The sequence below is a fragment of the Pseudomonas sp. P65(2024) genome (assembly GCF_057480955.1).
Window position 1 is genome coordinate 435,068 of record NZ_JBLIYX010000001.1, and the last position, 23,735, is coordinate 458,802.

The following is a 23,735-nucleotide window of genomic DNA, read 5'->3' on the forward strand; positions in this document are numbered from 1 at the left end:
CCATGCCCACCTCGCAGTTGGCCGAACCCGGCATCCGCATCGGCCTGGCCGACCTGATCGACATGCGCCACCGCGTGCGTGAGATCCAGCTGTTCTCCCGGCCCGGCCAGCGCAGCCCGCTGGTGGGCCTGCACCACTCCAAGCTGCGTGGCCGCGGCGTGGACTTCGACCAGGTGCGGGTCTACCAGGCCGGTGACGATGTGCGCAACATCGACTGGCGCGTCACCGCGCGCACCCAGGAGCCGCACACCAAGCTTTTTCACGAAGAGCGCGAGCGGCCGATCTTCATCATGGTCGAGCAGAGCCAGCGGCTGTTCTTCGGCTCCGGGCTGATGTTCAAGTCAGTGCTGGCGGCCCAGGCCGCGGCCCTGTTCGGCTGGGCGGCGCTGGGCCACAACGACCGTATCGGCGGGCTGGTGTTCGGCGACAGCGAGCCCCACGAGATCAAGCCGAGGCGCAGCAAGCAGAGCCTGCTGCAACTGCTCAACCGCCTGGCCAAGGTCAACCAGGCCCTGCACACCGAGGCCGTGCCACAGCCCGACAGCCTGGGCCTGGCCCTGCGCCGGGCACGTGAGGTGCTGCGCCCGGGCAGCCTGGCCATCGTCATCTGTGACGAGCGTGCCCTGAGCGCCAGCGTCGAGCAGCACCTGGCGATGCTGTCGCGTCACTGCGACGTGCTGCTGATGCCGGTCAGCGACCCGCTCGACCATGCCCTGCCCGCCGCCGGCCTGCTGCGTTTCGCCCAACGCGGCGCGCAACTGGAACTCGACACGCTGGATGCCAACCTGCGCCAGGCCTACCGCCAGCAGGCCGAGGCGCGCATCGAGCGCTGGGAACTGCTGGCGCAGAAGCTGCGGGTGGTGCTGATGCCGCTGAGCACCCAGAGTGAGATGATCGAGCAATTGCGCGAATACCTGAACGCGCAGCGTCCCGGGAGCGCCAAATGAACCCCCTGGATCAGTTGCAACCGCTGATCGCACCGCCGGCCATCGGCCTGTGGCCACCGGCCCCAGGCTGGTGGCTGTTGCTCGCCTTGCTGCCATTGCTCGGCTGGGGCCTGTGGCGCCTGCGCCACTGGCGCCCGGGCAAGCGCAAGGTGGTGCGCGCCGAACTGCCGCTGGACCCGATTCGTGTCGAGGCCCTGGCCGAGCTGGCGCGCCTGCCACGCCCCTATGACGGCGCGCCGGCCGGCGCCTGGCTGCAGCAGATCAACGCCCTGCTCAAGCGCCTGTGCCGCAACCACTATCCCGGCGCCAACAGCCACACCCTCAATGGCCGGCAGTGGCTGGCGTTTCTCGACAACCGCTGCCCGGCCGCCGGCCTGACCCGTTGGATGGTACTGGTCGAAGGCGCCTACAAGCCCGAGTGCAAGCTCGACGACAAGGCCATCGCCGGGCTCACCCAGGCGGTCGAAACCTGGATCCGCAAGCATGTTTGAACTGGCCTGGCCGTGGATCTTCCTGCTGTTGCCGCTGCCCTGGCTGGCGCGCTTGGCGCTGCCTGCCGCCGACAGCGGCGAGCCGGTGCTCAAGGTGGGCTTTCTCGACGAACTCGAAGGCCTGGCCGGGCGCCGCGCGCGGCTGAACCTGCCAACCTGGCGCCAGCAGGCGCCGTTCATCCTGATCTGGCTACTGCTGTTGCTGGCCGCCGCCCGCCCACAGTGGCTGGGCGATCCGCTGCCGGTGTCGGCCAGTGGCCGCGACCTGCTGGTGGCAGTGGATGTGTCGGGCTCCATGGACTTCCCCGACATGCAGTGGAAGGACGACGAGATCAGCCGTCTGGACCTGGTCAAGGCGCTGATGGGCGACTTCCTCCAGGACCGCCAGGGCGACCGCGTCGGCCTGATCCTGTTCGGCAGCCAGGCCTACCTGCAGGCCCCGCTGACCTTCGACCGGCGTACCGTGCGCACCTTCCTCGACGAGGCGCAGATCGGCATCGCCGGCAAGAACACCGCCATCGGCGACGCCATCGGCCTGGCGGTCAAGCGTCTGCGCCAGCGCCCGGCGCAAAGTCGGGTGCTGATCCTGATCACCGATGGCGCCAACAACGGCGGGCAGATCCACCCACTGACCGCCGCCCGCCTGGCCGCCCAGGAAGGCGTGCGCATCTACACCATCGGCATCGGTGCCAACCCTGAGGCCAGCGGCACGCCGGGCCTGCTCGGGCTGAACCCGAGCCTGGACCTGGACGAAGCCTCGCTCAAGGAAATCGCCGAAATTACCCACGGCAGCTACTTCCGCGCCCACGACGGCGCCGAGCTGAACGCCATCGGCGACACCCTTGACCAACTGGAACCGGTGGCCCAGCAGCCGACCCAGGCGCGCACCGCCCACGCGCTGTACGCCTGGCCGCTGGCCCTGGCGTTGCTGCTCAGCGTGCTGCTGGTGGTGGCCGTGCAGTGGCCGGACAACCTGCTGCAACGCCTGCTGCGCAAGCCACGCTTCCTGCAGCCCCACCCGGAATGGCGCCAGCGCCTCAAGCGCCTGCGCCTGAGGAGGCGGCGATGATCGAACTCTGGCCCCAATGGCTGCGCCCGCTCTGGCTGCTGGTGCTGCCCCTGCTCGGCTGGCTGCTGTTCAAGCTCTGGCATCGGCGCAAGCGCGCCGGGCGCTGGCAGTTGATCCTGCCGCAGCCGTTCCACGCGGTCTTGCTTGGCGGTGGCAGCGGCAGCACCAGCAAGCTGCCGTGGATCGCCCTGGGCCTGGCCTGGCTGCTGATCGTCCTGGCCCTGCTCGGGCCGAGTTGGCAACGCCTGGAAGAAACCCGCCAACGCCCGGCCGACCCGCTGGTGATCCTGCTCGAACTGACGCCGCAGATGCTCGCCGAGGACAGCACGCCGAACCGCCTGGAACAGGCCCGGCGCAAGATCCTCGACCTGCTTGAGCACCGTCGCGACAGCCAGACCGCGCTGATCGTCTACGCAGGCTCCGCCCACACCCTGGTGCCGCTATCCGATGACCTGGGCACCACGCGCAACCTGCTCGAGGCCGTCGACCCGTCGATCATGCCGCAGCCCGGCCAGCGTGCCGACCTCGCCGTGCACAAGGGCCTGGCCCTGCTCGCCCAGAGCGGCCTGGGCCAGGGCCGCCTGCTACTGATCGGCTCGTCGCTGAGTGAACCGGAGCGCGAAGGCATTCGACAGGCCCTCGGGCGCCAGGGCCCAAACCTGCTGATGCTGGGCGTCGGCAGCGCCGAGGGTGCACCGGTACGCCAGGCCAACGGCGAGTACCTGAAGGACGACCAGGGCGGCATCCTCCTGCCACGCCTGGACAGCGCCTCGCTGAAAAGCTTCATCGGCTCGACCGGCGGGCGTTACCGCCATGCCCGCATCGACGACCTCGACCTGCGCGGCCTGGGCTTGTTCGACAACCCGCGACTGTTGCACAACGATGGCCAGACCCTGCAACTGGACAGCTGGGCCGACCAGGGCTACTGGCTGCTGTTGCCCCTGCTGCTGCTAGCCGCCTGCGCTGGCCGGCGCGGCTGGTTGTTCTGCCTGCCGCTGCTGCTGGCCTTGCCGCAACCGAGCCAGGCCTTCGAATTCAATGACCTGTGGCTGCGCCCCGACCAGCAGGGCCAGCGCCTGCTGGAGCGGCAACGCCCGGCCCAGGCGGCCCACCACTTCGAGGACAGCCAGTGGCGCGGCATGGCCCTGTACCAGGCCGGCGATTTCGAAGGCGCCGCCGCCGCCTTCGCCCAGGCCGGCACAGCGGCCGCCCACTACAATCGGGGTAATGCCCTGGCCCGCGCCGGGGAACTGGAGGCGGCGCTGGACGCCTATGAACAGGCCCTGGAACGCCAACCCGACCTGAAGGCGGCACTGGACAACCAGGCCCTGGTCCAGCAACTGTTGCAACAACGCCAGGCCAGCGCCGAGACCCAACCGAACAACGCCGATGCCCAAGGCACACCCGGCAGCGAAACCGAAGGCAACAGCAGCTCGACCAGCAGCCAGGCCCAGGGCACGCCAGGCAGCGACGAACAGGCCCAGGGCCAGCAGAACGGCGACAGCCAGGGCAACACCCAGGCCCCGCCCGGCGCTGCCGGCGGCGATGACGACAGCCTCACCCAGCCGCCCCAGCGGCCGCTCTCCACCAGCCTCGACGCCGAACAGCGCCAGGCCCTGGAGCAATGGCTGCGGGAGATCCCCGACAACCCGGCGGAACTGCTGCGGCGCAAATTCTGGTACGAACAGCAATTGCATCAGGAAACCCCACGATGAGTCGCCTCGGCGTCTTTCTCCTAGGCCTGCTGTGGAGCCTCGCGGCCCAGGCCGAACCGATCCTGCAGGCCAGCGTCGACCGCACGCGCCTGGAAGCCGGCGAAACCCTGGAACTCACCCTCGAGAGTCAGGACGTCACCCAGTTCGGCAAGCCCGACCTGCGCTCCCTCGAGCCCGACTTCGAGGTGCGCGGCACGCGCCAGCTCAACAGCTTGCATACCCTGGACGGCGAAACCCGCGCCAGCACCCGCTGGATCATCACCCTGCTGCCCCGGCGCAGCGGCAGCCTGCGCATTCCCGAGCTGCAGCTGGGCCAATCGCGCAGCCAGGCCATCGAACTGCAGGTGCAGCAGGCCGACAGCCAGCGCCCGGACGCGGCTGCGCAGGTGTTCGTCGAGGCCACCCTGGACAGCAGCGAGGTCTATGTCCAGGCCCAGGCCGTGCTGACCCTGCGCATCTACCATTCGGTGGCGCTGTACGACGACAGCAGCCTCAGCCCACTGCAGCTGGAAAACGCCAAGGTCGACCCGCTGGGCGAGTCGCGCACCTACGAGAAGGACATCAACGGCGTGCGTCACGGGGTGATTGAGACCCGTTATGCGATCTATCCGCAACAGAGCGGTAGCCTTGAAGTGCCGCCGCTGCGCTTCACCGCCACCGCCGCCGACAATGGCGAACAACCGGCCGGCACGCCGCGGGTCGGTCGCCAGGTGCAGGTCAGCTCGCTGCCGCTGCGTCTGACGGTCAAGCCGATCCCGGCCAGCTACCCAGCCGACCGCCCTTGGCTGCCGGCCCGCAGCCTGACCCTGGAAGAACACTGGAACCCCGACCCGGAGCGCCAGCCGACGCAGATCGGCGACTCGCTCACGCGCAACATCACCGTGCGCGCCGAGGGCCTGTCGAGCACCCAGTTGCCGCCACTGCCGGCCACCGAAGCCGCCGGTCTGCGCCGCTACCCCGACCAGCCGCTGCTGCGCAACGAGATCGGCGAGCGCGGCATGGTCGCCAATCGCGAAGAGCGCGAGGCGCTGGTGCCGACCCACGCTGGCGAGCTGGCCTTGCCGGCGCTGGAGGTGACCTGGTGGAACACCCGCGAAGACCATCTGGAGCACAGCAGCCTGCCGGCCCGCACCCTGAACGTGCAGGACAACCCGGCGCTGAGCGCCGACACCCCGGCCGGCGACGGCAACCTGAGCCCCGGCCCGCTCTGGCCCTGGCAACTGGCCACGCTGGTCCTGGCCCTGACCACCCTGCTCGGCTTCACCCTGTGGTGGCGGGCCCGCTCGCAACCGGCGGTGCTGCGCGCGGCACAGACCGGCCCGAGCCCGCGCACGCTGCTCGATGACCTCAAGCGCGCCTGCCAGGCCAACGACCCGCAGGCCACCCGCCAGGCGCTGGACGCCTGGGCCCGGCAGCAGCCGGAAACCCTGGCCGAGATGGCGGCGCGCTTCGTGCCGTTGTCCGATGCGCTGGATGGGTTGAATGGCGCGTTGTACAGCGAGAGCGGGCAATACTGGCACGGCGACGAGCTGTGGCGCGCGATTGGCGCGATTCCGCCGGCCGAGCAGGTGCTGGCGCCGTCGGGCGAAGCCGGCAGCTTGCCGCCGCTGTATCCCAAGTAGCCTCATCGCGGGGCAAGCCCGCTCCCACGGCCCCGCGATGAGTTACCATAGCGCCCTAATCCAAACGCCCCCTGCCGCTCATCCAACGGATCTTCCATGCGTCTGTTTCACACCTCCGACTGGCACCTGGGCCAGAGCCTGCATGGCCAGGAACGCGATTTCGAACACGCCTGTTTCATTGACTGGCTGCTCGGCCAGCTGCGCCTGCGCCAACCCGACGCGCTGCTGATCGCCGGCGACATCTTCGACACGGTCAACCCGCCGGTCAAAGCCCAGGAGCGTCTCTACGACTTCATTGTCCAGGCCCACGAGCAACAGCCCAAGCTGGATATCGTGATGATCGCTGGCAACCACGACTCCGGCTCGCGCATCGAGCTGCCGGCGCCACTGATGCGCCGCCTGCGCACCCACGCCCTGGGCCGGGTGCACTGGCTAGACGAGGGCCAGCTGGACACCGAGCGACTGCTGATCCCGTTGACCAACGCCCGTGGCAAGGTCGGCGCCTGGTGCCTGGCCCTGCCCTTCCTGCGCCCCGCCGAAGTCACCGGCCCCGCGCTGGGGGACGACTACCTGCAGGGCATCAACCAGGTCCATGAGCAACTGATCGCCGCGGCGCAGAAGAAGCGCAAGAAAGACCAGGCACTGGTCGCCATCAGCCACGCGCACATGGCCGGCGGCAGCATCTCGGAAGACTCCGAGCGCAGCCTGATCATCGGCAACGCCGAGGCCTTGCCGGCCAGGCTGTTCGACAAGGCCATCAGCTATGTCGCCCTCGGCCACCTGCACAAGCCGCAGAAGGTCAACCGCGAAAACCGTATCCGCTACAGCGGCGCGCCGATCCCGTTGTCGTTCGCCGAGATCAACTACCCGCACCAGGTCCTGGAGGTGGAGCTGGACGGTGCCGAGCTGGTCAGTGTCGAGCCGCGTCCGGTGCCCCGCGCGGTGGCCCTGCAACGGGTCGGGCCGGCGCCGCTGGGCGAATTGCTCGAACAGCTCGGGCAACTGCCGGTGATCGACCTGCTCGAAGACCCCAACCGCCAGCCCTGGCTGGAAGTGCGGGTGCGCCTGGACGAGCCGCAGCCCGACCTGCGCCAGCAGATCGAAGGCGCCCTGCAGGGCAAGGCCGTGCGCCTGGTGCGCATCAGCGCCGAATACGCCGGCAGCGGCCGCGCCGAGGACGACGAGCACGCCTTCGTCGAGCTGGCCCAGATGACCCCGCAGGACCTGTTCGGCCGTGCCTGGGAGCAGGCCTATGGCAACCCCGCCGACGACCAGGCCCTGGCCGATTTCGCCGAATTGCTGCAGGACGTCCTGCAAGAGGAGGAGCAGGCATGAAGATCCTCGCCATCCGCCTGAAGAACCTGGCCTCGCTGGCCGGCCCGATCGATATCGACTTCACCGCCGAGCCCCTGGCCAGCGCCGGCCTGTTCGCCATCACCGGCCCCACCGGCGCCGGCAAGAGCACCCTGCTCGACGCCCTGTGCCTGGCGCTGTTCGGCAGCGTGCCGCGCTTGAACGACATCGCCCGGGAAGCCAAGGTCCCGGACGCCGATGGCGAGATCCCCACCTCGGATCCGCGCAACCTGCTGCGTCGCGGCACTGGCAGCGGCTTCGCCGAGGTCGATTTCGTCGGCATCGACGGCGGCCGCTACCGCGCCCGCTGGGAAGCCAACCGCGCTCGCGAAAAGGCCACCGGCAAACTGCAGAACAGCCGCCAGAGCCTCTACGACCTGGACAGCGAGCAACTGCTGGGCAGCGGCAAGAACGAATACAAACAACTGGTCGAGGCGCGCCTGGGCCTGAACTTCGAGCAGTTCACCCGCGCGGTGATGCTGGCCCAGAGCGAATTCGGTGCCTTCCTCAAGGCCGACGACCGTGAGCGCAGCGAACTGCTGGAAAAACTCACCAACACCGCAATCTACACCCGCCTGGGCCAACGCGCCTTCAGCAAGGCGCGGGAAACCGGCGAGGTTCACAACGACCTGAAGAAGCAGGCCGAGCACCTGCTGCCAATGGAAGCCGAAGCCCGCGCCGCCCTCGACCAGGCACTGGAACAGGCCCAGCAGCAGCTCAAGGCCGAACAGGCGCGCCAGCGCCAGCTGGAACAGCAGCGCACCTGGTTTGCCGAACAGCAGCGCCTGCAGGCGCTGCACAGTGAAGCCGGCACGGCCCTGCAAAACGCGGAACACGAGTGGCAACAACTGGCCGAACAGCGCGTCGACCTGCAACGCCTGGAACGCCTGGCGCCCCAGCGCCACCAGTTCCACCGTCAGCAGCACCTGGCCGCGCAACTGGCCCCGGTACTGGCCGATATCGACCAGCAACAGCGCCAGCACTCCGAACTGCAGCAACACACCGACGCGCTGCAGCTGGCCCTGGAAACAGCCCGCCAGCACCTGATCGAGCACCAGGCCCTGCACGGCGAAAACGCCCCGCGCCTGCGCCAGGCCTTTGCTGCCCAGGGCGACCTGGCGCGCCTGGACAAGGAGCTTGCCGAGCAACGTGAAGCCTGCACCCGGGTCGAACAGGAAGTCGGTACAGCCCAGCAGCAACTGCTGCAGCTGGAGGACAGCCAGCAGCGCAGCCTGCAACAACTGGCTCGGATCGACAGCGCCCTGGCCGAGAGCGAAGCACTCGGCAGCCTGGCCGACGCCTGGCAAGCCTACCTGCCGCAGCTCAAACAGGTGATGCTGATCGGCGGCCGCCTGGCCAAGGGCCGCGAAGAGCTGCCCGGCCTGCAGGCCCAAGCCAGTCAGGCCAACGCCCAACTGCAAGCCCAGCGCGAGCATTTCGAGTTGCTGTTCCGCGAGGCCGGGGCCGAACCCCAGGCGCTGGCCGAGCAGATCGACCTGCTCGGCGCCATGCTCCAGGACAACCGTAAGCAGCAACGCGCGGTCGAGGAGCTGTCGCGCCTGCATGGCCGCGAAATGGAACTGCGCAACGGCCTCGATGCGCTGCGCGAGCGCCAACAATTGGCCATGCAGCAACGCCAGCAACTGATCGGTGAAGGCACGGCGGCCAAGGCCGAACTGGAGGGCGCCGAGCAGGCGCTGACCCTGACCCGCCAGTTGCTCGAGCGCCAGCGCCTGGCCCGCAACACCAGCGTCGAGGAACTGCGCGCCCAACTGCGCGATGGCGAGCCCTGCCCGGTGTGCGGCAGCGCCGAGCATCCGTTCCATCAGCCCGAAGCGTTGCTGCACAGCCTCGGGCGCCACGACCAGGCCGAGGAAGCGGCGGCGCAGCAGCAGGTCGAACAGCTCAATACCCGGTTGGTGGAGCTGCGCACCCAGCTGGGCGTGGTCAACGCCCAGCTCAAGGATTACCAGCAGCAACAGCAGCAGTTGAGCGAGCAGCTGCAGCCCGTCCTCGAGCAGGTCCAGGCCCATGCCTTGTGGCCAGCGCTGGCGCCGCAGGACGACAGCGGCCGGGGCAAGTGGCTCGACGGCCAGTTGCGCCGCCTCGGCGACGAGATCGACCGCGACGAGAAACGCCAGGGCGCCCTGCTCGCCCTGCAAAAGGACGCCGCGCGCCTCACCCAGCAATTGCAGGCCGCAGGCGAAGCACAGCAACAGGCCCAGCGCCACCTTGACCAGCAGCACCAGGCCCTGGCCGCCGACGAGCAGCAACTCGCGCAGGCCCTCGAAAGTCTCGAAAACGTGCTGCCCCCGGACATTCTCCAGGCCCTGCGCGACGACCCGGCCAATGCGTTCCTCGGCCTCGACCAGCAGATTGCCCAACGCCGTCAGCAACTCGACCTGCGCAAGGACGAGCAGGAAGAACAGCAGGCTCGCCAGGTCCAGCTGGACAAACAGCGCGATCAGCAACAGGCGCGCCTGCACAGCCAGCAACAGCTGCAACAGAAGCTTGCCGTGCTGGACGAACAACGCCGCCAGGCCCAGGCCACCCTGGGCGAACTGCTCGGCGATCAGCCCAGCGCCGAAGCCTGGCAGCAGCACATGGACACCCAGCTGGAGCAGGCCCGCGCCGCCGAGGCAGACAGCGCCCGGCAACTGCAGGCGCTGCACACCCAAGGTGTGCAACTGGCCGGCGAACTCAAGGCCAACCAGCAGCGCCAACAGGCACTGGAGCAGGAGCACCAGCAGCTGCAGGGCGAAATCGCCCAGTGGCGCAGCGAACACCCGGAACTGGACGACGCCGGCCTCGACCGCCTGCTGGCCATCGACGACAGCCAGGTGGGCGAGCTGCGCCAACGCCTGCAGGCCGCGGAAAAAGCTGTCGAGCAAGGCCGCGTGTTGCTAGGGGAGCGTGAGCAGCAGCTGCAGCAACACACCGCACAGGCCCACGGCGAACTGTCCGTCGAAGCGCTGGAAACCGCCCTCGCCGAGCTGGCCGTGCAGTTGTCAGCCCAGGAGCAGCAATGCGCTGAGCTGCGCGCCCAACAGGCCGAGGACCAGCGCCGGCAACAGGCCAGCCAGGCCCTGGCCGAACAGATCGACCAGGCCTACCAGCAATGGCAACGTTGGGCACGCCTGAATGCATTGATCGGCTCGGCCTCGGGCGATGTATTCCGCAAGATCGCCCAGGGCTACAACCTCGACCTGCTGCTGCACCACGCCAACAGCCAGTTGCGCCAGCTGGCCCGGCGATATCGCCTCAAGCGCGGCGGCAGCGCCCTGGGCCTGCTGGTGCTGGACACCGAGATGGGCGACGAGCTGCGTTCGGTGCATTCGCTGTCGGGCGGCGAGACCTTCCTAGTGTCGCTGGCCCTGGCCCTGGGCCTGGCATCCATGGCGTCGAGCACCCTGCGTATCGAATCGCTGTTCATCGACGAAGGCTTCGGCAGCCTCGACCCCGAGTCGCTGCAACTGGCCATGGACGCCCTCGACGGCCTGCAGGCCCAGGGGCGCAAGGTGGCGGTGATCTCCCACGTGCAGGAGATGCACGAGCGCATTCCGGTGCAGATCCAGGTGCGCCGCCAGGGCAATGGCCTGAGCGACGTGCAGGTGTGCGGGTGATCCTCTACTCGTTCCGCCGCTGCCCCTGGGCCATGCGCGCGCGCCTGGCCCTGCGCTACGCCGGCTGCGACGTACAGGTCCACGAGGTGAAGATGAAGGAAAAGCCGGCCGAGCTGCTGGCACTGTCGCCCAAGGGCACGGTGCCGGTGCTCGATACCGGGGATGCGGTGCTGGAGGAAAGCCTGGACATCATGCGCTGGGCGCTGGCCCGACATGACCCCGAGGACTGGCGCCTGCAGGCCGACCCCGCCGCCGCGCGGCAGGCCGAAACGCTGATCGCGCGCAACGATGGCACCTTCAAGGCGCAAGTGAACTTGTACAAGTACGCCGAGCGCTACCCCGAGCACACCCGGGCGCACTACCGCGCCCAGGCCGAGCCTTGGCTGGCCGAGCTGAAACGTCTGCTCGAAGGCAGACCCTATCTGCTGGCCGCTCACCCAAGCCTGGCCGACGCCGCCTTGCTGCCCCTGATGCGCCAGTTTGCCGGGGTCGAACCCGAATGGTTCACCGAGGCGGCTTATCCGCGGTTGCGCAGCTGGTTGCAGGGCTGGCTGGCATCGCCGCTGTTCAAGGCCGTGATGGCCAAGTGAGACAGCGTGTCGCTCAAAGCGCCAGGATCGGCGCGGACATCAACAACAGCACTACCGCCGTGATACGCCACATCATGCTCTGCCCCTTTGGCGAGTCAAAAATTTAGCGTCAAATTAAATCACATGGCGTTGTGCTATTACCAATGGCTTTACACACTCAATTGGCATGCTTGCTCAGGGCGGCGTGGAAATGCGCGCTCTGCTGCAGGTATTTCTGGGTGTAGCTGTGGGTGTTGGACGCCTTGGCGCTTTGCTCCAGCTGGGCGTGGGCCGGCAGTACGACGGAGGCGGAGATGGCGGAAGCGGCGATGACCGGGAAGAGATTGAAGTTCATGTGGGCTGACCTCGACTTCGGTGGTTGACGTTGGCCCGTCGGGGGCCTTGGGTCAAAACTTACGCCGATGGACTCGACCACTGAAATTCATTGCAGCAGTAGCGATTATCACGCCTATCGATAATTGGAAGCCCCCCTGTGGGAGCGGCCTTGCGTCGCGAAAGGGCCGCACAGCGGCCCCGGCGATTCTTGCGTCAACGCTGAAACTCTGGGGCTGTTACGCAGCCCATTCGCGACGCAAGGCCGCTCCCACAGGGGGCGAGACAACCCGGCGGAGGATGATCACTCCAGAAACTTGAGGTCCGAAGGCGCCTGCTGGGGCAGTTTCTGCACCGTATCCCCCAACTTGCCGCTGCGCGGGTCGCGGCGCATGACCACGATCTGGTTGCTCTTCTGGTTCGCCACCAGCAGGTAGTTGCCATCCGGGTCGAGGGCAAACTCCCGGGGATGGTCGCCTTCCACCGAACGGCGCTGCAGGAGGGTGAGCCGGCCATCGTCCTTGCCCACGGCATACACCACGATCTCGTTGGCCGTGCCACGATTGCTGACATAGAGGAAACGCCCATCGGCCGACAGGTGCAGGCCGCCCGCGGCCTTCGCCGCGAAGTCCTTGCTTTCGGTCAGCGGCAGGCGCTGGCGCTCGGTCAGCGCGCCGTCCTGCACATCGAACACCACCACCTCGGCGCTCATCTCCAGGGTCAGGTAGGCATGCCGGCCCTTTGCGTCGAACAGCAGGTGACGTGGGCCGCTACCTGGTGGCAGTGTCACCGAGGGCGGGATCGCCGGGCTCAGCGGATGCTCGGGGCTGGCGCCGTCATAGCGGTAGATGAACACCTTGTCGGCGCCCAGATCGCTGGCGTACAGGTGGCGGCCATCGGGCGACAGCACCAGCGAATGCACATGGGCACCGGCCTGGCGCTCGGGATTGACCTGGCTCGGCGCATGCCGGGCCTGCTGCACCACCGGCTTGAGCTTGCCGTCGCGAGCCACCGGGATCACCACCAGGCTGCCACCGGGGTCGGGGGCTACGGCGTAGTTGGCGACGAACAGGTAGCGCTGGTCGTGGCTGAGGCTGGCGTGGGTCGGCTCGTCACCCTCGCTGGGCACCTGGTTCAGCAGCTTGATCTCGCCCTGCTTGCCCAGCGAGAAACCGCTGACCTGGCCCTTGGGTGTTTCATTGACCGCGAACAACTGGCGCCGGTCGGCGGACAGCACCAGCCACGAAGGGCTGACGCTCTTGACCACCTGCCGGGGCGTGGCGTCGATCTGACCGGTGCGGGCGTCGAAGTCGTAGCGGTAGATCCCTTCGCTGCCATTGTCGGTGTAGCTGCCCACCAGCAACGTGGCGGCCTGGGCGTTGACTGAAAACGCCATGAGGCTAGCGCTCAGCAGGTGGGTCCATTTCCTGTTCATCGTCTTCTTCATCCGGGGCACGAAAAGCACTCATACAGACTAGACGATGCTCGCCTTCGTCACTGGCCAGGCTCCAGTCGTCGCCCGCGCCGGTGGCGGCGGCGACCTGGTCGGGGGTGAAGGACCAGCGACGCAGCTGGCGGCCGTCCATGCATTCGATGGTGAGGCCGGATGCGTCGAAGGTGAAGTCGAAGGCGTGCAGGCCATCGATCAGGAGCATGTCGCAGGATGCGAGGGCGGTGGCGAGGGTGGTCATGGAGGCACCGATTGAGAAAATGGCCGCCATTATACGCATCGCGGGGCAAGCCCGCTCCCACGCCATGTAGGTAGTGGGAGCGGGCTTGCCCCGCGATCAGGCCCAGGTCAGTGAGCGAAGATCGAGCCACCCTCCTTGCCCGCCAGTTTCTCCGGCTTGATCAGGAACCGCGCCAGCGCCGGCAGCAGCCACAGGGCGCCGAACATGTTCCACAGCAGCATGAAGGTCAGCATCAGGCCCATGTCGGCCTGGAACTTGATGGCCGAGAAGATCCAGGTGCACACGCCGATGGCCAGGCACAGGCCGGTGAACAGCACCGCCTTGCCGGTGGAACGCAGGGTCTCGTAGTAGGCCTCCTGCAACGGCAGGCCGGCACGCAGGAAGCTCTCCAGGCGGCTGTAGATGTAGATGCCGTAGTCCACGCCGATGCCCACGCCCAGCGCCACCACTGGCAACGTGGCAACCTTCACGCCGATGCCCATGAACGCCATCAAAGCGTTGCCCAGCACCGAGGTCAGCACCAGCGGCAGGACGATGCACAGCGTCGCGGCGAACGAGCGGAAGGTGATCATGCACATCACCGCCACGCAGATATAGACCAGGATGAGGATGGTCAGCTCGGCCGACTTGATCACCTCGTTGGTGGCCGCCTCGATGCCGGCGTTACCCGCCGCCAGGAGGAACTGCAGGCCTTCCTTGTTGTGGCTGTCGGCAAAGGCCTTGGCCGCGGCGGTGACCCGCTCCAGGGTCTCGGCCTTGTGGTCGTTGAGGAACACCAGCACCGGCGCCAGCGAGCAGTCGGCGTTGTACAGGCCGTCGGCGCGGGCGATGGAGTTGTTGAGGATGTCCGGGTTACGCGACAGGGTCTCCCATTTCAGGCTGCCCTCGTTCATGCCCTTGATGACCTGTTTCGACACGGTCACCAGGGAGATGGTCGACTGCACCCCCGGGGTGTTGTCCATGGTCCACATCAACTCGTCGATCGGCGCCATGGTCGAGTGGATCGAGCAGCTCTCGGCCGGGGTCTTGACCATGATCACCAGCACGTCGGAACTGGTCGAGTAGTTGCTGATGATGAAGCTGTTGTCCTGGTTGTAGCGCGAGTCCGGGCGCAGCTCCGGCGCGCCCTGGTCGAGGTCGCCGATCTTCAGGTTCTGGCTGTACCAGAGGCCGCCGACGAAGGCCAGCAGCGCCAGTACCACCGACACCGGCGCTACCTTGGCACTGGCGAAGTTGGACAACAGGCGCCAGAACGGGTGCTCGCGGGTGGCGTCCTTCTTGCTGCGGGCGATGGCCTTCTGGCTGATGCCGACGTAGCTGATCGCCACCGGCAGCAGGATCAGGTTGGTGAAGACGATCACCGCCACGCCGATCGAGGCGCCGATGGCCAGCTCGCGGATCACCCCGATGTCGATGATCAGCAAGGTGATGAAGCCCACGGCGTCGGCGAGGATGGCGATCATCCCCGGCAGGAACAACTGGCGGAAGGTGCGCCGCGCCGCGGTCAGGGCGTTGTCGGCGTCGCTGGACTGCAGGGCGATGCCGTTGATCTTCTGCACCCCGTGCGAGATGCCGATGGCGAAAATCAGGAACGGCACCAGCATCGAGTACGGGTCCAGGCCAAAGCCCACCGCATGCATCAACCCCAACTGCCAGACCACCGCCACCAGGGTGGTGATGAGCACGGCGATGGTGCTGCGGATGCACCAGGTGAACCAGTACAACAGCGCCCAGGTAATCACCAGCGCCACGCCGAAGAACATCGCCACCATCACCAGGCCGTCGATCAGGTCGCCGACCTTCTTGGCGAAGCCGACGATATGGATCTTAACGTTGGGGTTCTGCGCCTGGAACTTGTCGCGGATCTTCTCTTCCAGCTGGTGCGAGAACTGCTGGTAGTCGAGCTTGACCTGGCGCCCCGGGTCCTGCGGGTCGGGGTAGCTTTCCAGCAGCGGGATGTCGATGATGCTGGACTTGAAGTTGTTGGCCACCAGGCGCCCGACCTGGCCGGACTTGAGCACGTTGTCGCGCAGCGTGTCGAGGCTGTCCTGGGAGCCGTTGTAGGTGTTGGGAATCACCTCGCCGCCGGAAAAGCCCTCTTCGGTGACCTCGCTCCAGCGCACGCTGGGGCTCCACAGCGACTTGAGGCCGGCGCGGTCGACGCCGGGGATGTAGAACACCTCGTCATGGATCTGACGCAGGGTCTCCATATAGTCCTTGTCGAAGATGTCACCCTTGGTCGACTCCACCGACACACGCACGGTGTTGCCGAGGTTGGCCAGGTCGTTGCGGTGCTCGAGCATCTGTTCGATGAACGGATGTTGCAGCGGAATCATCTTCTCGAAGCTGGTGGACGGGCGAATCTGCGTGGCCTGCCAGAACAGGAAGATGCTCACCAGCACGCAGATGGCGATGACAATGGGACGGTTGTTGAAGATCAGGCGTTCCAGCAGGGTGGCCTTGTCCTTGTGCTGCATGTCGAAACTCTCCCGGCTGGTCATGGACGCGCCTCCTGGGTACCGTCGGCCGAGGCCAGGTGCACGCCCCCTTGCCCGACCAGCAGCAGACCGCCACCGCCCAGGCCGCTGACGCCCGACAGGGCGATGCGATCGGCGCGGTTGCGCACGCTGAAAGTCTGCCCGTCATCATGGCTGCGCAGCACGCTGCCGCCGTTGCCGACCAGCACCAGGCTGCCGTCTTCGAGAAGCGTAGCGCTTGCCAGGCCGAATTCGAGCGGGCCGCGTTCGGCCTTGAGCTCGATCGGCTGCCAGCTGTCGCCGAAGTCGGTGGAGCGGAACAGGTTGCCGCGCAGACCGAAGGCCAGCAGGGTGTTGGGCTGGGCGGTGCCGATCACGCCGAACAGCGAGCCCTCGTAGGGGCCTTGGACCTTGGTCCAGCTCTGGCCGGCGTCGCTGGAGCGAAACATGCCGCCCTGCTCGCCGACGATGAACAGGCCGGCGTCCTTCACCAGAGTGATGGCGTTGAGGTGCAACTGGTCGGGGTTGTCCAGACGCTCGGCGACATCCTGCCAGTGCTGGCCGCCATCGAGGGTTTCCAGCAAGGCACCGTAGGCGCCCACGGCGAAGCCGTGCTGCGGGTCGAGGAAACGCACATCGAGCAAGGGGGCTTCGCGGGACAGGTCTTCGAACTGCTTGCTCCAGGTCGCGCCGCCGTCGCTGCTGGCGAGGATCTGCGCGTCATGGCCGACGGCCCAGCCGCGCTTGTCGTCGAGGAAGAACACGGCTGTGAGCAGTTGCCGGGTGGGGACCCGGGCCTGGGTCCAGGTCTTGCCCTGGTCGTCGGAGAACAGGATGTGGCCGCGATCACCGACCACCACCAGGCGCTGCCCGGCGTGGGTGGCGCCGATCAGCAGGCTCTGGCTGGCCTTGGCCGACTCCACCGAGTATTCCTCGGCGGCCACCGCCGCCAGGACATGCCCGGAACCGATCCCCAGCGTCAGCGCCAGCATAGCGCTGGCCGCCAGGCTGTAGCGTGCCCTTGGCCGCTCTCTCATGACTGCCCCCTGTTGTGTTCTTGTGGTGGGTCAATCTATTGCCAGGCACTGCGAAAACCCTGTTCCAGAGCCCTGGAATAGCTTCGAGCCATCGTATCGGGGTTGTTCGGCGAAACACAACGAGCGGGACGTTATGTTTTGTTAACCACGAGAACAATTGGGGCCGCCTTGCGGCCCATCGCGACGCAAGGCCGCTCCCACAGGATATGCGCCAGTTCTGCCCTGGCGCCATCCCTGTGGGAGCGGCCTTGCGTCGCGATGGGCTGCGCAGCAGCCCCAATGTCTACCAGGCTTACGCCAGGCTCTTGCTCACCACCTCATACACATCGCTGGACAGCGCCCCGGACGCGAGAATCCGCTCCAGCTCGCCCTTCATCAGCGCCTGGCGCTTGTCGTCGTACTTGCGCCAGCGGGTCAGCGGGGCGAGTTGACGCGAGGCGATCTGCGGGTTCAGCGCGTTGAGCTCGATCACCAGGTCCGCCAGGAAGCGGTACCCCGAACCATCGGCGGCGTGGAAGTTGACCAGGTTCTGACCGGCGAAGGCACCGACCAGCGCGCGCACCTTGTTCGGGTTCTTCAGGGTGAAGGCCGGGTGCTGCATCAACGCCTGGACCCGCGCCAGGCCACCCGGCAGGGTGCTGGCCGCCTGTACGCTGAACCACTGGTCCATGACCAGCGGGTTGTCCTTGAAGTGCTCGGCGAAGGCTTCCAGCGCCTTGGCCCGCTCGGCCTCGAACGGCGAATTGACCAGCACCGCCAGGGCGGTGAGGCGCTCGGTCATGTTGTCGCAGTGCTCGAACTGTTCCAGGGTCGCCTCGAGCACCGGCGCCTTGGCGGTCAGCATCAGGTACGACAGGGCGATGTTCTGCAGACTGCGGCGGGCGAAATGCTCGGCCGAGGCCACATAGGCGGTCTTGCGCGAGACCTCGCGGTTGGCCTGGTAGCGCGCCCACAGGGCGTCGAACAGCTGCTCGGCGATCTGCTGGCGGGCGAACTCGCGGGCGGCGTGGATCGCATCGACATCGGCCACCTGGCTGATCTCGGTGAGGTACGCCTCGCCCGGCAGCGAAAGCATCTCCGCGACCATGGCCGGGTCCAGCGCCTGATTGCCGAGCACGGTGCCCAATGCAGTGATCAGGCGCTGGTCGAGCGTGAGCGCTTCGCCCCGCTGGTGCTGGCCGATCAGCTCCTGCAGCACCTGTACCGACAGCTGCTGGCCCGCTTCCCAGCGGTTGAAGCCGTCGCTGTCGTGCTGCATGAGGAACATCAGCTGGTCACGGTCGTACGGGAAGCTCAGCTTGACCGGCGCGCTGAAGCCGCGCAGCAGCGACGGCAGCGGCTTGGCCTTGATCCCCTCGAAGGTGAAGGTCTGCTCGGCCTCGGTCACCGACAGCACGCGGCTGCTGCCGACGGCCTGCGCCTCGCCCACCAGGCGCAGCGGCAGGTCGTTGCCTTCGGCGTCCAGCAGGCCCAGGGCCACCGGGATCACGAACGGCAGTTTCTCGACCTTGTCCGGGGTCTGCGGGCAGCTCTGGCGGAAGGTCAGGCTGTAGGTCTGCGCGGCGGCGTCATAGGCCTCGCTGACTTCCAGGCGCGGCGTGCCGGCCTGGCTGTACCAGCGCTTGAACTGGGTCAGGTCGACGCCGTTGGCGTCTTCCATGGCCTTGATGAAGTCGTCGGTGGTCACCGCCTGACCGTCGTGACGCTCGAAGTACAGGTCGCTGCCCTTGCGGAAGCCCTCGGCGCCCAGCAGGGTATGGACCATGCCCACGACCTCGGCGCCCTTCTCGTACACGGTCAGGGTGTAGAAGTTGGAGATCTCGATGAAGCTCGCCGGGCGCACCGGGTGGGCCATGGGGCCGGCATCCTCGGCGAACTGGTGGGTGCGCAGGTAGGCGACATCCTCGATGCGCTTGACCGTGCGCGAGTTCATGTCGGCGCTGAACTCGGCGTCGCGGTACACCGTGAAGCCTTCCTTGAGCGACAGCTGGAACCAGTCGCGGCAGGTCACGCGGTTGCCCGACCAGTTGTGGAAGTACTCGTGGGCGACCACGCCCTCGACCCGCTGGTGGGCGGCATCGGTGGCGGTCTCGGCGCGGGCCAGCACGCAGCTGGAGTTGAAGATGTTCAGGCCCTTGTTTTCCATGGCGCCCATGTTGAAGTCGTTGACCGCGACGATCATGAAGATGTCCAGGTCATACTCACGACCGTAGACTTCCTCGTCCCAGCGCATGGACTTCTTCAGGCTGACCATGGCGTGGTCGCACTTGTCGAGGTTTTCCGGCTCGACGTAGATGCGCAGGGTCACGTCGCGGCCTGACTGGCGAACGAACGTGTCTTCCTTGCACCAGAGGTCACCGGCCACCAGCGCGAACAGGTAGGCCGGCTTCTTGAACGGGTCTTCCCAGGTCGCCCAGTGGCGGCCGTCCTCGCCCGGGCCGCTGCCGACCGGGTTGCCGTTGGACAACAGCACCGGGTAGCGATGCTGCTCGGCGATCACCGTGGTGGTGAAGGTGCTCATCACGTCGGGGCGGTCGAGGTAGTAGGTGATCTTGCGAAAGCCCTCGGCCTCGCACTGGGTGCAGAACATCTTGCCGGACTTGTACAGGCCTTCCAGCGCGGTGTTGCTCTCCGGGTGGATCTTCACGCTGGTGTCCAGGGTGAAGCGCTCGCCCTTCGGCTGCACGGTGAGGCTGTCGTCGTCGAGCTGGTAGTCGTTGGCGTCCAGCGCCTGGTCGTCCAGCTGCACGCTCAGCAGTTCCAGGTGCTGGCCATCGAGCACCAGCGGCGGCAGGCCGGCGCCGCGCTCGGGGTTGCGGCGCATGACCAGCTGTGCATGGACCAGGCTGTGGTCCTCGAACAGTTCGAAGGTCAGGTGGGTCTCGTCGATCAGGTACTCGGGGGCCTGATAGTCCTTGAGGTAGATCACTTGCGGTTGTTCGGTACGCATGGTGACGATCCTTTTACTGGAGCACGGCCAGCTGGTAGGCCGTGTACTTGCGAATATTGATCACGCCGGTGTCGAAGATCAGGTACTGGCCCTTGATGCCCAACAGCGTGCCTTCCACGACCGGGTCCTTGTCGAGGTTGAAGCTGACGATCTTTTTCGGGTAGGCCTCGACCGGGTAGCGCATCTGCACCACCTCGGCGTCGGGCAGCGGCTGGATGGCCTGCAACCCGAAGCGCTCCTGCAGGCCGCGAATGCCGTCGGCGCAGGCGTCGAAGATCTGTTCGCGGATGGCCGGCAGGTCGAGTACCTCGGCATCGCCCTTGAGCAGCGCGCGCCAGTTGGTGCGGTCCGGTACCTGGCTGCGCAGCACGTCCTCGACCAGCCCGGATTGCTGGCGGGTGGCCACGCGCATGATCGGCAGCGCCTGGCTGGCGCCCTGGTCGAGCCAGCGGGTGGGCAGCTGGGTGGCGCGGGTGATGCCGACCTTGATGCCCGACGAGTTGGCCAGGTACACCACGTGGTCGGTCATGCAGAACTGCTCGCCCCACGAAGGCTCGCGGCAGGTGCCTGCGTCGTAGTGGCATTTCTCCGGGGCCATGATGCACACATCGCACTGGGCCAGCTTGGTCATGCACGGGTAGCAGTATCCCTGGCTGAAACTGGTCTTGGTGCGTTTGCCGCAATGGGTGCAATGGATCGCCCCGAGGTATTCCAGACGGATCGACTGGCCGATCAGCGGATTGACCGGCACCTCGGCGTCATCCAGGCGGAAACTGTATTGAACGACCGGTGCGTCCAGGCGTACCGCCATCTTGCTCAAAGAGCCACGAGCGAGTTCGATCAATGTACCGAGTCCGACTTGAACAGGATGTTGGCGATCGGCGCCGACTTCGAGGCGCACTCCTGCGGGCCCATGTAGCCGGTACGCTGCTCTTCGGGGAGGTTCTTCATCTCCCAGGCGATCACCGCCTGCAGTGACAGTTCCTTCTGTTCGGCGGTCAGCTTGCGGCCGTCGGACCATTTGCCGATCTCCACGGCCGTCTTCAGGCTCTCGTAGATCTCGGGGGTGATGTTTTCGATCATTTGCGCGAAAGTGGACATGCTGTCTCCTCAGTCAGGCGGACAGTTTACGCCGGGCCAGCGCGCCACCCAAGAGCCCTGTAAGGCATCCGATGAGCAACCCGCCGACATGAGCGGCGTTGGCGATCTGGCCGAAGCCGAGCTGCCCGACCACGCCGCTCAGGCAGATCACCAGCCAGATCAGCATCATCACCAGAACGCCTTTGGGCAGGTTGAACTGCGGATTGGGCGCCAGCCACTGGTACAGCCAGACATGCCCGAGCAAGCCGTAGAGCACCCCGGACAAGCCACCGAACAGGCTCGGGCCGCTGGTGAAATGCTGGGCCAGGTTGGACACCAGGCTGAACAGCAAGGTCAGGCCCAACAGCATCCACGGGCCCTGGCGCAGCTCGATGCGCTTGCCCAGCTCCCAATACCACAGGCCGTTCATTGCCAGGTGCAGCACGCCGAAGTGCAGCAGCATCGGCGACACCAGGCGCCACAACTGGCCTTCGGCCAGCCCCTGGAGCAACGGGGTGAAGTACAGGTAGTCGCCCTGCACCTTGAACGACAGGAAGGTGAACCAGCCGATGGTCGAGAGGTTGTCGCCCAGGCCGGTCACGGCGGCGACCACCACGCTCAGGATCAGTATCGCGGCGGTGACCTTGCAGGCCAGGACCTGCTCCTTCAGCGAAGGCTGCGCCGGAGCGACTTCCACGGGTTCGGCCATTGCCTGCAGATCGGCATTGCCGTCCGGGAAACGCCGGTACAACTCGAGCACATCCCCGGCCATGGCCGGCGGCGCCCACAGCACCTGTTCCTCGCCCTCCTCCACCACCCGGTGCGGCACCTGCAGGCGGCGCAGCAAGGCGACGAAACCGCTCAGGTCGACCGCCAGCGGCAGGCGCAGTACTTCGATCACGTTCATTGGCTGGCCTGCGGACGGTCGACGTCAACCCAGACGAACTTGTGCGGGTCGATGCGCGTTTCATCATCCAGGCGGTAGGCCGCCAGCTTGCCGTAGAGCACGGCGCTGTAGTCCAGGCAGGCCAGGTTGGCGCGAATCGGCGCCGGACGTCCGCTGCGCCAGTAGTGGCCAACGAATAGCAGTGGCTCGTCCTCGTCGTAGCGCAGCAGGGCGTTCTTCTGGCTGTGGCTGAGGGGCGTGCGGGCCACCTCGTCGGGTAGCGCGTCGGGCTGGAAGACGATGTCGCCGTAGGTCTGCGGGTCTTCCTCCCAGAACTTGGTGCGGAAGAAAGCGCGGGTCAGGCCGTCGCCGCCGGTAAGCGTCAGGCCGTCCGGCAGCCGCATGTCGGTACCGCGCAGCAGGCGGTTGCACACCGTGGCAGCGAAACTGCCGGACACCGCAGACGCCTGCACGAAGTGCTCGTCGATGCGGCCCGTGGGGTACTGCTGGCGCAGCGGCTCGATCAGCCGAGGGTCCCAGCAGGCGTGCACCAGGCGGAAGCGCCCGGCGTCGACGAACAGCGGCAGTTCATAGAACCACTGGATGAAATCGTGCCAGTCGCCGGGGTGCTGGGCGAACTGGGTGAGGGTCTCGTCGATCAGCCGGGCATGGCGCGGGGTGTGCTCGCGCACGAAGGCCTTGCCACTGCCGGGCAGTGCCGGGGTGACCCAGCCCAGGGCGTTGTACTCGTGGTTGCCCATGATGCAGAAGGCTTGGCCGGCCTCGACCATGTCGTGGACGATGTGCAGCGCCTCGCGGATGCGCGGGCCACGGTCGACGATGTCGCCGAGGAACAGCGCCTGGCGCCGAGGGTGTCGCCAGACCCCGCCGACACGCTTGTAGCCGAGCGCGTCGAGCAAGCGTTCGAGGGTGAGCGCACAGCCGTGCACGTCACCGATGATGTCGAAACTGCGCGCCGGATCGAGCATCAGTCGTCCCTGCCGCCCAGGCGGCTGCCCCAGCCGAGCTTGGTGCGGCAGACCTCGTAGTAGTTGTGGTCCAGCGGATGGATCAGGCGCAGCTTCTGCGGCTTCTTGCTCACCGTGATGGTGTCGCCGGGGGCGCAGGTGAAGTGGTTCTGCCCGTCACAGGAGACCTGCGGGTAAATCTGCAGGTCCTTGGATACGACGATCTTCAGTTCGCTGTTGCCGTCCACCACGATCGGCCGGCCCGACAGGGTGTGCGGGTACATCGGCACGATGACGATGGCGTCGAGCTTGGGGTGCATGATCGGGCCGCCGGCCGACAGCGCGTAGGCGGTTGAGCCGGTCGGGGTGGCGACGATCAGGCCGTCGGCCTTCTGGCTGCAGACGAACTGGCCGTCGATGTAGATCTCGAACTCGATCATTCGCGTCGACTTGCCCGGGTGCAGCACCACATCGTTCAGCGCATCGCCTTGGCCGATGGCCTCGTGGTGACGGCGCACCTCGGCCTGCAGCAGGAAGCGGTTCTCCACCAGATAGTGGCCGTCGAGCACCTCGGCGACCTTCTCTTCCAGCTCGTCGGGGCGGATGTCGGTGAGAAAACCCAGGTTGCCGCGGTTGATGCCCAGCACCGGGATGTTGTGCCGGGCCAGGGCGCGGGCAGCGCCAAGCAGGCTGCCGTCGCCGCCGACCACGATAACCAGGTCGCAGACCTCGCCCAGCAGCTTGCGCGTGGAGGTCTGCAGGCCGTGGCCGGGCAGGACTTCGGCGATGGTGTCCTCGAGGATCACGTGCAGGTGGCGCTCGAGGAGGAATTTTTTCAGTCGGCGAATGGTATCGAGCACCTGTGAGCTGCCAAGGCGTCCGATGATACCGATATTGCGAAATTGCTCCATGGTGCTCCTGCAA

At 66.9% G+C, this 23,735-nt stretch carries 19 protein-coding genes; 8 read left to right on the plus strand and 11 right to left on the minus strand.

What is annotated here, in order from left to right; genetic code table 11:
• Positions 1-2: 2 nt before the first annotated feature.
• The 8 genes from AC25MA_RS02110 to AC25MA_RS02145 all read left to right on the plus strand — a co-directional run bounded on the left by AC25MA_RS02110 (position 3) and on the right by AC25MA_RS02145 (position 11,410).
• A complete protein-coding gene (locus AC25MA_RS02110; RefSeq protein ID WP_028692928.1) occupies positions 3-947 on the plus strand; it encodes a DUF58 domain-containing protein in 945 nt (314 codons plus the stop codon).
• Positions 944-1,438 carry a DUF4381 domain-containing protein gene (locus tag AC25MA_RS02115; RefSeq protein WP_062363855.1) on the plus strand — a complete coding sequence of 165 codons (495 nt, stop codon included), beginning with the start codon at positions 944-946 and terminating at the stop codon, positions 1,436-1,438. Before AC25MA_RS02110 ends, AC25MA_RS02115 begins: the two co-directional genes overlap by 4 nt.
• On the plus strand, positions 1,431-2,507 hold the full coding sequence (locus tag AC25MA_RS02120) for a vWA domain-containing protein (RefSeq protein WP_028692926.1): 1,077 nt from the start codon (positions 1,431-1,433) through the stop codon (positions 2,505-2,507). The genes AC25MA_RS02115 and AC25MA_RS02120 overlap by 8 nt, the downstream gene beginning before the upstream one ends.
• Positions 2,504-4,222 (plus strand): vWA domain-containing protein, encoded by a 1,719-nt coding sequence (locus AC25MA_RS02125; RefSeq protein ID WP_028692925.1) that lies wholly within the window; start codon positions 2,504-2,506, stop codon positions 4,220-4,222. The genes AC25MA_RS02120 and AC25MA_RS02125 overlap by 4 nt, the downstream gene beginning before the upstream one ends.
• Entirely contained in the window at positions 4,219-5,844 is a 1,626-nt protein-coding gene (locus AC25MA_RS02130; protein ID WP_028692924.1) for a BatD family protein, read from the plus strand. Before AC25MA_RS02125 ends, AC25MA_RS02130 begins: the two co-directional genes overlap by 4 nt.
• Before the next feature lie 96 nt (positions 5,845-5,940).
• Positions 5,941-7,179 carry an exonuclease SbcCD subunit D C-terminal domain-containing protein gene (locus AC25MA_RS02135; protein ID WP_028692923.1) on the plus strand — a complete coding sequence of 413 codons (1,239 nt, stop codon included), beginning with the start codon at positions 5,941-5,943 and terminating at the stop codon, positions 7,177-7,179.
• Positions 7,176-10,820, plus strand: coding sequence for an AAA family ATPase (locus AC25MA_RS02140; protein ID WP_486971754.1), 3,645 nt, complete (start codon positions 7,176-7,178; stop codon positions 10,818-10,820). Before AC25MA_RS02135 ends, AC25MA_RS02140 begins: the two co-directional genes overlap by 4 nt.
• Complete coding sequence (locus AC25MA_RS02145) at positions 10,817-11,410, plus strand: glutathione S-transferase (protein ID WP_486971755.1); 594 nt, start codon at positions 10,817-10,819, stop codon at positions 11,408-11,410. The genes AC25MA_RS02140 and AC25MA_RS02145 overlap by 4 nt, the downstream gene beginning before the upstream one ends.
• A gap of 157 nt (positions 11,411-11,567) precedes the next feature.
• Here AC25MA_RS02145 and AC25MA_RS02150 read toward each other — a convergent pair whose 3' ends face one another.
• The 11 genes from AC25MA_RS02150 to AC25MA_RS02200 all read right to left on the minus strand — a co-directional run bounded on the left by AC25MA_RS02150 (position 11,568) and on the right by AC25MA_RS02200 (position 23,722).
• Entirely contained in the window at positions 11,568-11,744 is a 177-nt protein-coding gene (locus AC25MA_RS02150; protein WP_167388412.1) for a hypothetical protein, read from the minus strand.
• 282 nt (positions 11,745-12,026) lie between these two features.
• Entirely contained in the window at positions 12,027-13,157 is a 1,131-nt protein-coding gene (locus tag AC25MA_RS02155; protein ID WP_028692920.1) for a lactonase family protein, read from the minus strand.
• Positions 13,123-13,413, minus strand: coding sequence for a DUF5629 family protein (locus AC25MA_RS02160; protein ID WP_213884110.1), 291 nt, complete (start codon positions 13,411-13,413; stop codon positions 13,123-13,125). Before AC25MA_RS02160 ends, AC25MA_RS02155 begins: the two co-directional genes overlap by 35 nt.
• A gap of 107 nt (positions 13,414-13,520) precedes the next feature.
• Positions 13,521-15,914 carry an efflux RND transporter permease subunit gene (locus tag AC25MA_RS02165; RefSeq protein WP_028692918.1) on the minus strand — a complete coding sequence of 798 codons (2,394 nt, stop codon included), beginning with the start codon at positions 15,912-15,914 and terminating at the stop codon, positions 13,521-13,523.
• Entirely contained in the window at positions 15,911-16,927 is a 1,017-nt protein-coding gene (locus tag AC25MA_RS02170; protein WP_182322770.1) for a WD40/YVTN/BNR-like repeat-containing protein, read from the minus strand. The genes AC25MA_RS02165 and AC25MA_RS02170 overlap by 4 nt, the downstream gene beginning before the upstream one ends.
• Positions 16,928-17,219: 292 nt before the next feature.
• Positions 17,220-19,877, minus strand: coding sequence for an aminopeptidase N (pepN, locus tag AC25MA_RS02175; RefSeq protein ID WP_280063800.1), 2,658 nt, complete (start codon positions 19,875-19,877; stop codon positions 17,220-17,222).
• 13 nt (positions 19,878-19,890) lie between these two features.
• Positions 19,891-20,721: a DUF2797 domain-containing protein gene (locus AC25MA_RS02180; RefSeq protein WP_028692915.1), complete on the minus strand. Its 831-nt coding sequence runs from the start codon at positions 20,719-20,721 to the stop codon at positions 19,891-19,893.
• Positions 20,718-20,978 carry a YeaC family protein gene (locus tag AC25MA_RS02185; protein ID WP_011532970.1) on the minus strand — a complete coding sequence of 87 codons (261 nt, stop codon included), beginning with the start codon at positions 20,976-20,978 and terminating at the stop codon, positions 20,718-20,720. Before AC25MA_RS02185 ends, AC25MA_RS02180 begins: the two co-directional genes overlap by 4 nt.
• A gap of 13 nt (positions 20,979-20,991) precedes the next feature.
• On the minus strand, positions 20,992-21,864 hold the full coding sequence (locus AC25MA_RS02190; protein ID WP_486971756.1) for a rhomboid family intramembrane serine protease: 873 nt from the start codon (positions 21,862-21,864) through the stop codon (positions 20,992-20,994).
• A complete protein-coding gene (locus tag AC25MA_RS02195; protein ID WP_028692913.1) occupies positions 21,861-22,832 on the minus strand; it encodes a metallophosphoesterase in 972 nt (323 codons plus the stop codon). The genes AC25MA_RS02190 and AC25MA_RS02195 overlap by 4 nt, the downstream gene beginning before the upstream one ends.
• The gene (locus AC25MA_RS02200) at positions 22,832-23,722 is read right to left on the minus strand and encodes an NAD(+) kinase (RefSeq protein ID WP_023632574.1); all 891 of its coding nucleotides are present in this window, start codon (positions 23,720-23,722) and stop codon (positions 22,832-22,834) included. Before AC25MA_RS02200 ends, AC25MA_RS02195 begins: the two co-directional genes overlap by 1 nt.
• Positions 23,723-23,735 lie beyond the last annotated feature (13 nt).

Coding starts and splice junctions, on each gene's coding strand:
- AC25MA_RS02165 (WP_028692918.1), bottom strand. CDS start 15,914: ATGACCAGCCGGGAGAGTTTCGACATGCAGCACAAGGACAAGGCCACC.
- AC25MA_RS02195 (WP_028692913.1), bottom strand. CDS start 22,832: ATGCTCGATCCGGCGCGCAGTTTCGACATCATCGGTGACGTGCACGGC.
- pepN (WP_280063800.1), bottom strand. CDS start 19,877: ATGCGTACCGAACAACCGCAAGTGATCTACCTCAAGGACTATCAGGCC.
- AC25MA_RS02110 (WP_028692928.1), top strand. CDS start 3: ATGCCCACCTCGCAGTTGGCCGAACCCGGCATCCGCATCGGCCTGGCC.
- AC25MA_RS02125 (WP_028692925.1), top strand. CDS start 2,504: ATGATCGAACTCTGGCCCCAATGGCTGCGCCCGCTCTGGCTGCTGGTG.
- AC25MA_RS02135 (WP_028692923.1), top strand. CDS start 5,941: ATGCGTCTGTTTCACACCTCCGACTGGCACCTGGGCCAGAGCCTGCAT.
- AC25MA_RS02115 (WP_062363855.1), top strand. CDS start 944: ATGAACCCCCTGGATCAGTTGCAACCGCTGATCGCACCGCCGGCCATC.
- AC25MA_RS02155 (WP_028692920.1), bottom strand. CDS start 13,157: ATGAACAGGAAATGGACCCACCTGCTGAGCGCTAGCCTCATGGCGTTT.
- AC25MA_RS02200 (WP_023632574.1), bottom strand. CDS start 23,722: ATGGAGCAATTTCGCAATATCGGTATCATCGGACGCCTTGGCAGCTCA.
- AC25MA_RS02170 (WP_182322770.1), bottom strand. CDS start 16,927: ATGAGAGAGCGGCCAAGGGCACGCTACAGCCTGGCGGCCAGCGCTATG.
- AC25MA_RS02185 (WP_011532970.1), bottom strand. CDS start 20,978: ATGTCCACTTTCGCGCAAATGATCGAAAACATCACCCCCGAGATCTAC.
- AC25MA_RS02190 (WP_486971756.1), bottom strand. CDS start 21,864: ATGAACGTGATCGAAGTACTGCGCCTGCCGCTGGCGGTCGACCTGAGC.
- AC25MA_RS02130 (WP_028692924.1), top strand. CDS start 4,219: ATGAGTCGCCTCGGCGTCTTTCTCCTAGGCCTGCTGTGGAGCCTCGCG.
- AC25MA_RS02150 (WP_167388412.1), bottom strand. CDS start 11,744: ATGAACTTCAATCTCTTCCCGGTCATCGCCGCTTCCGCCATCTCCGCC.
- AC25MA_RS02160 (WP_213884110.1), bottom strand. CDS start 13,413: ATGACCACCCTCGCCACCGCCCTCGCATCCTGCGACATGCTCCTGATC.
- AC25MA_RS02120 (WP_028692926.1), top strand. CDS start 1,431: ATGTTTGAACTGGCCTGGCCGTGGATCTTCCTGCTGTTGCCGCTGCCC.
- AC25MA_RS02140 (WP_486971754.1), top strand. CDS start 7,176: ATGAAGATCCTCGCCATCCGCCTGAAGAACCTGGCCTCGCTGGCCGGC.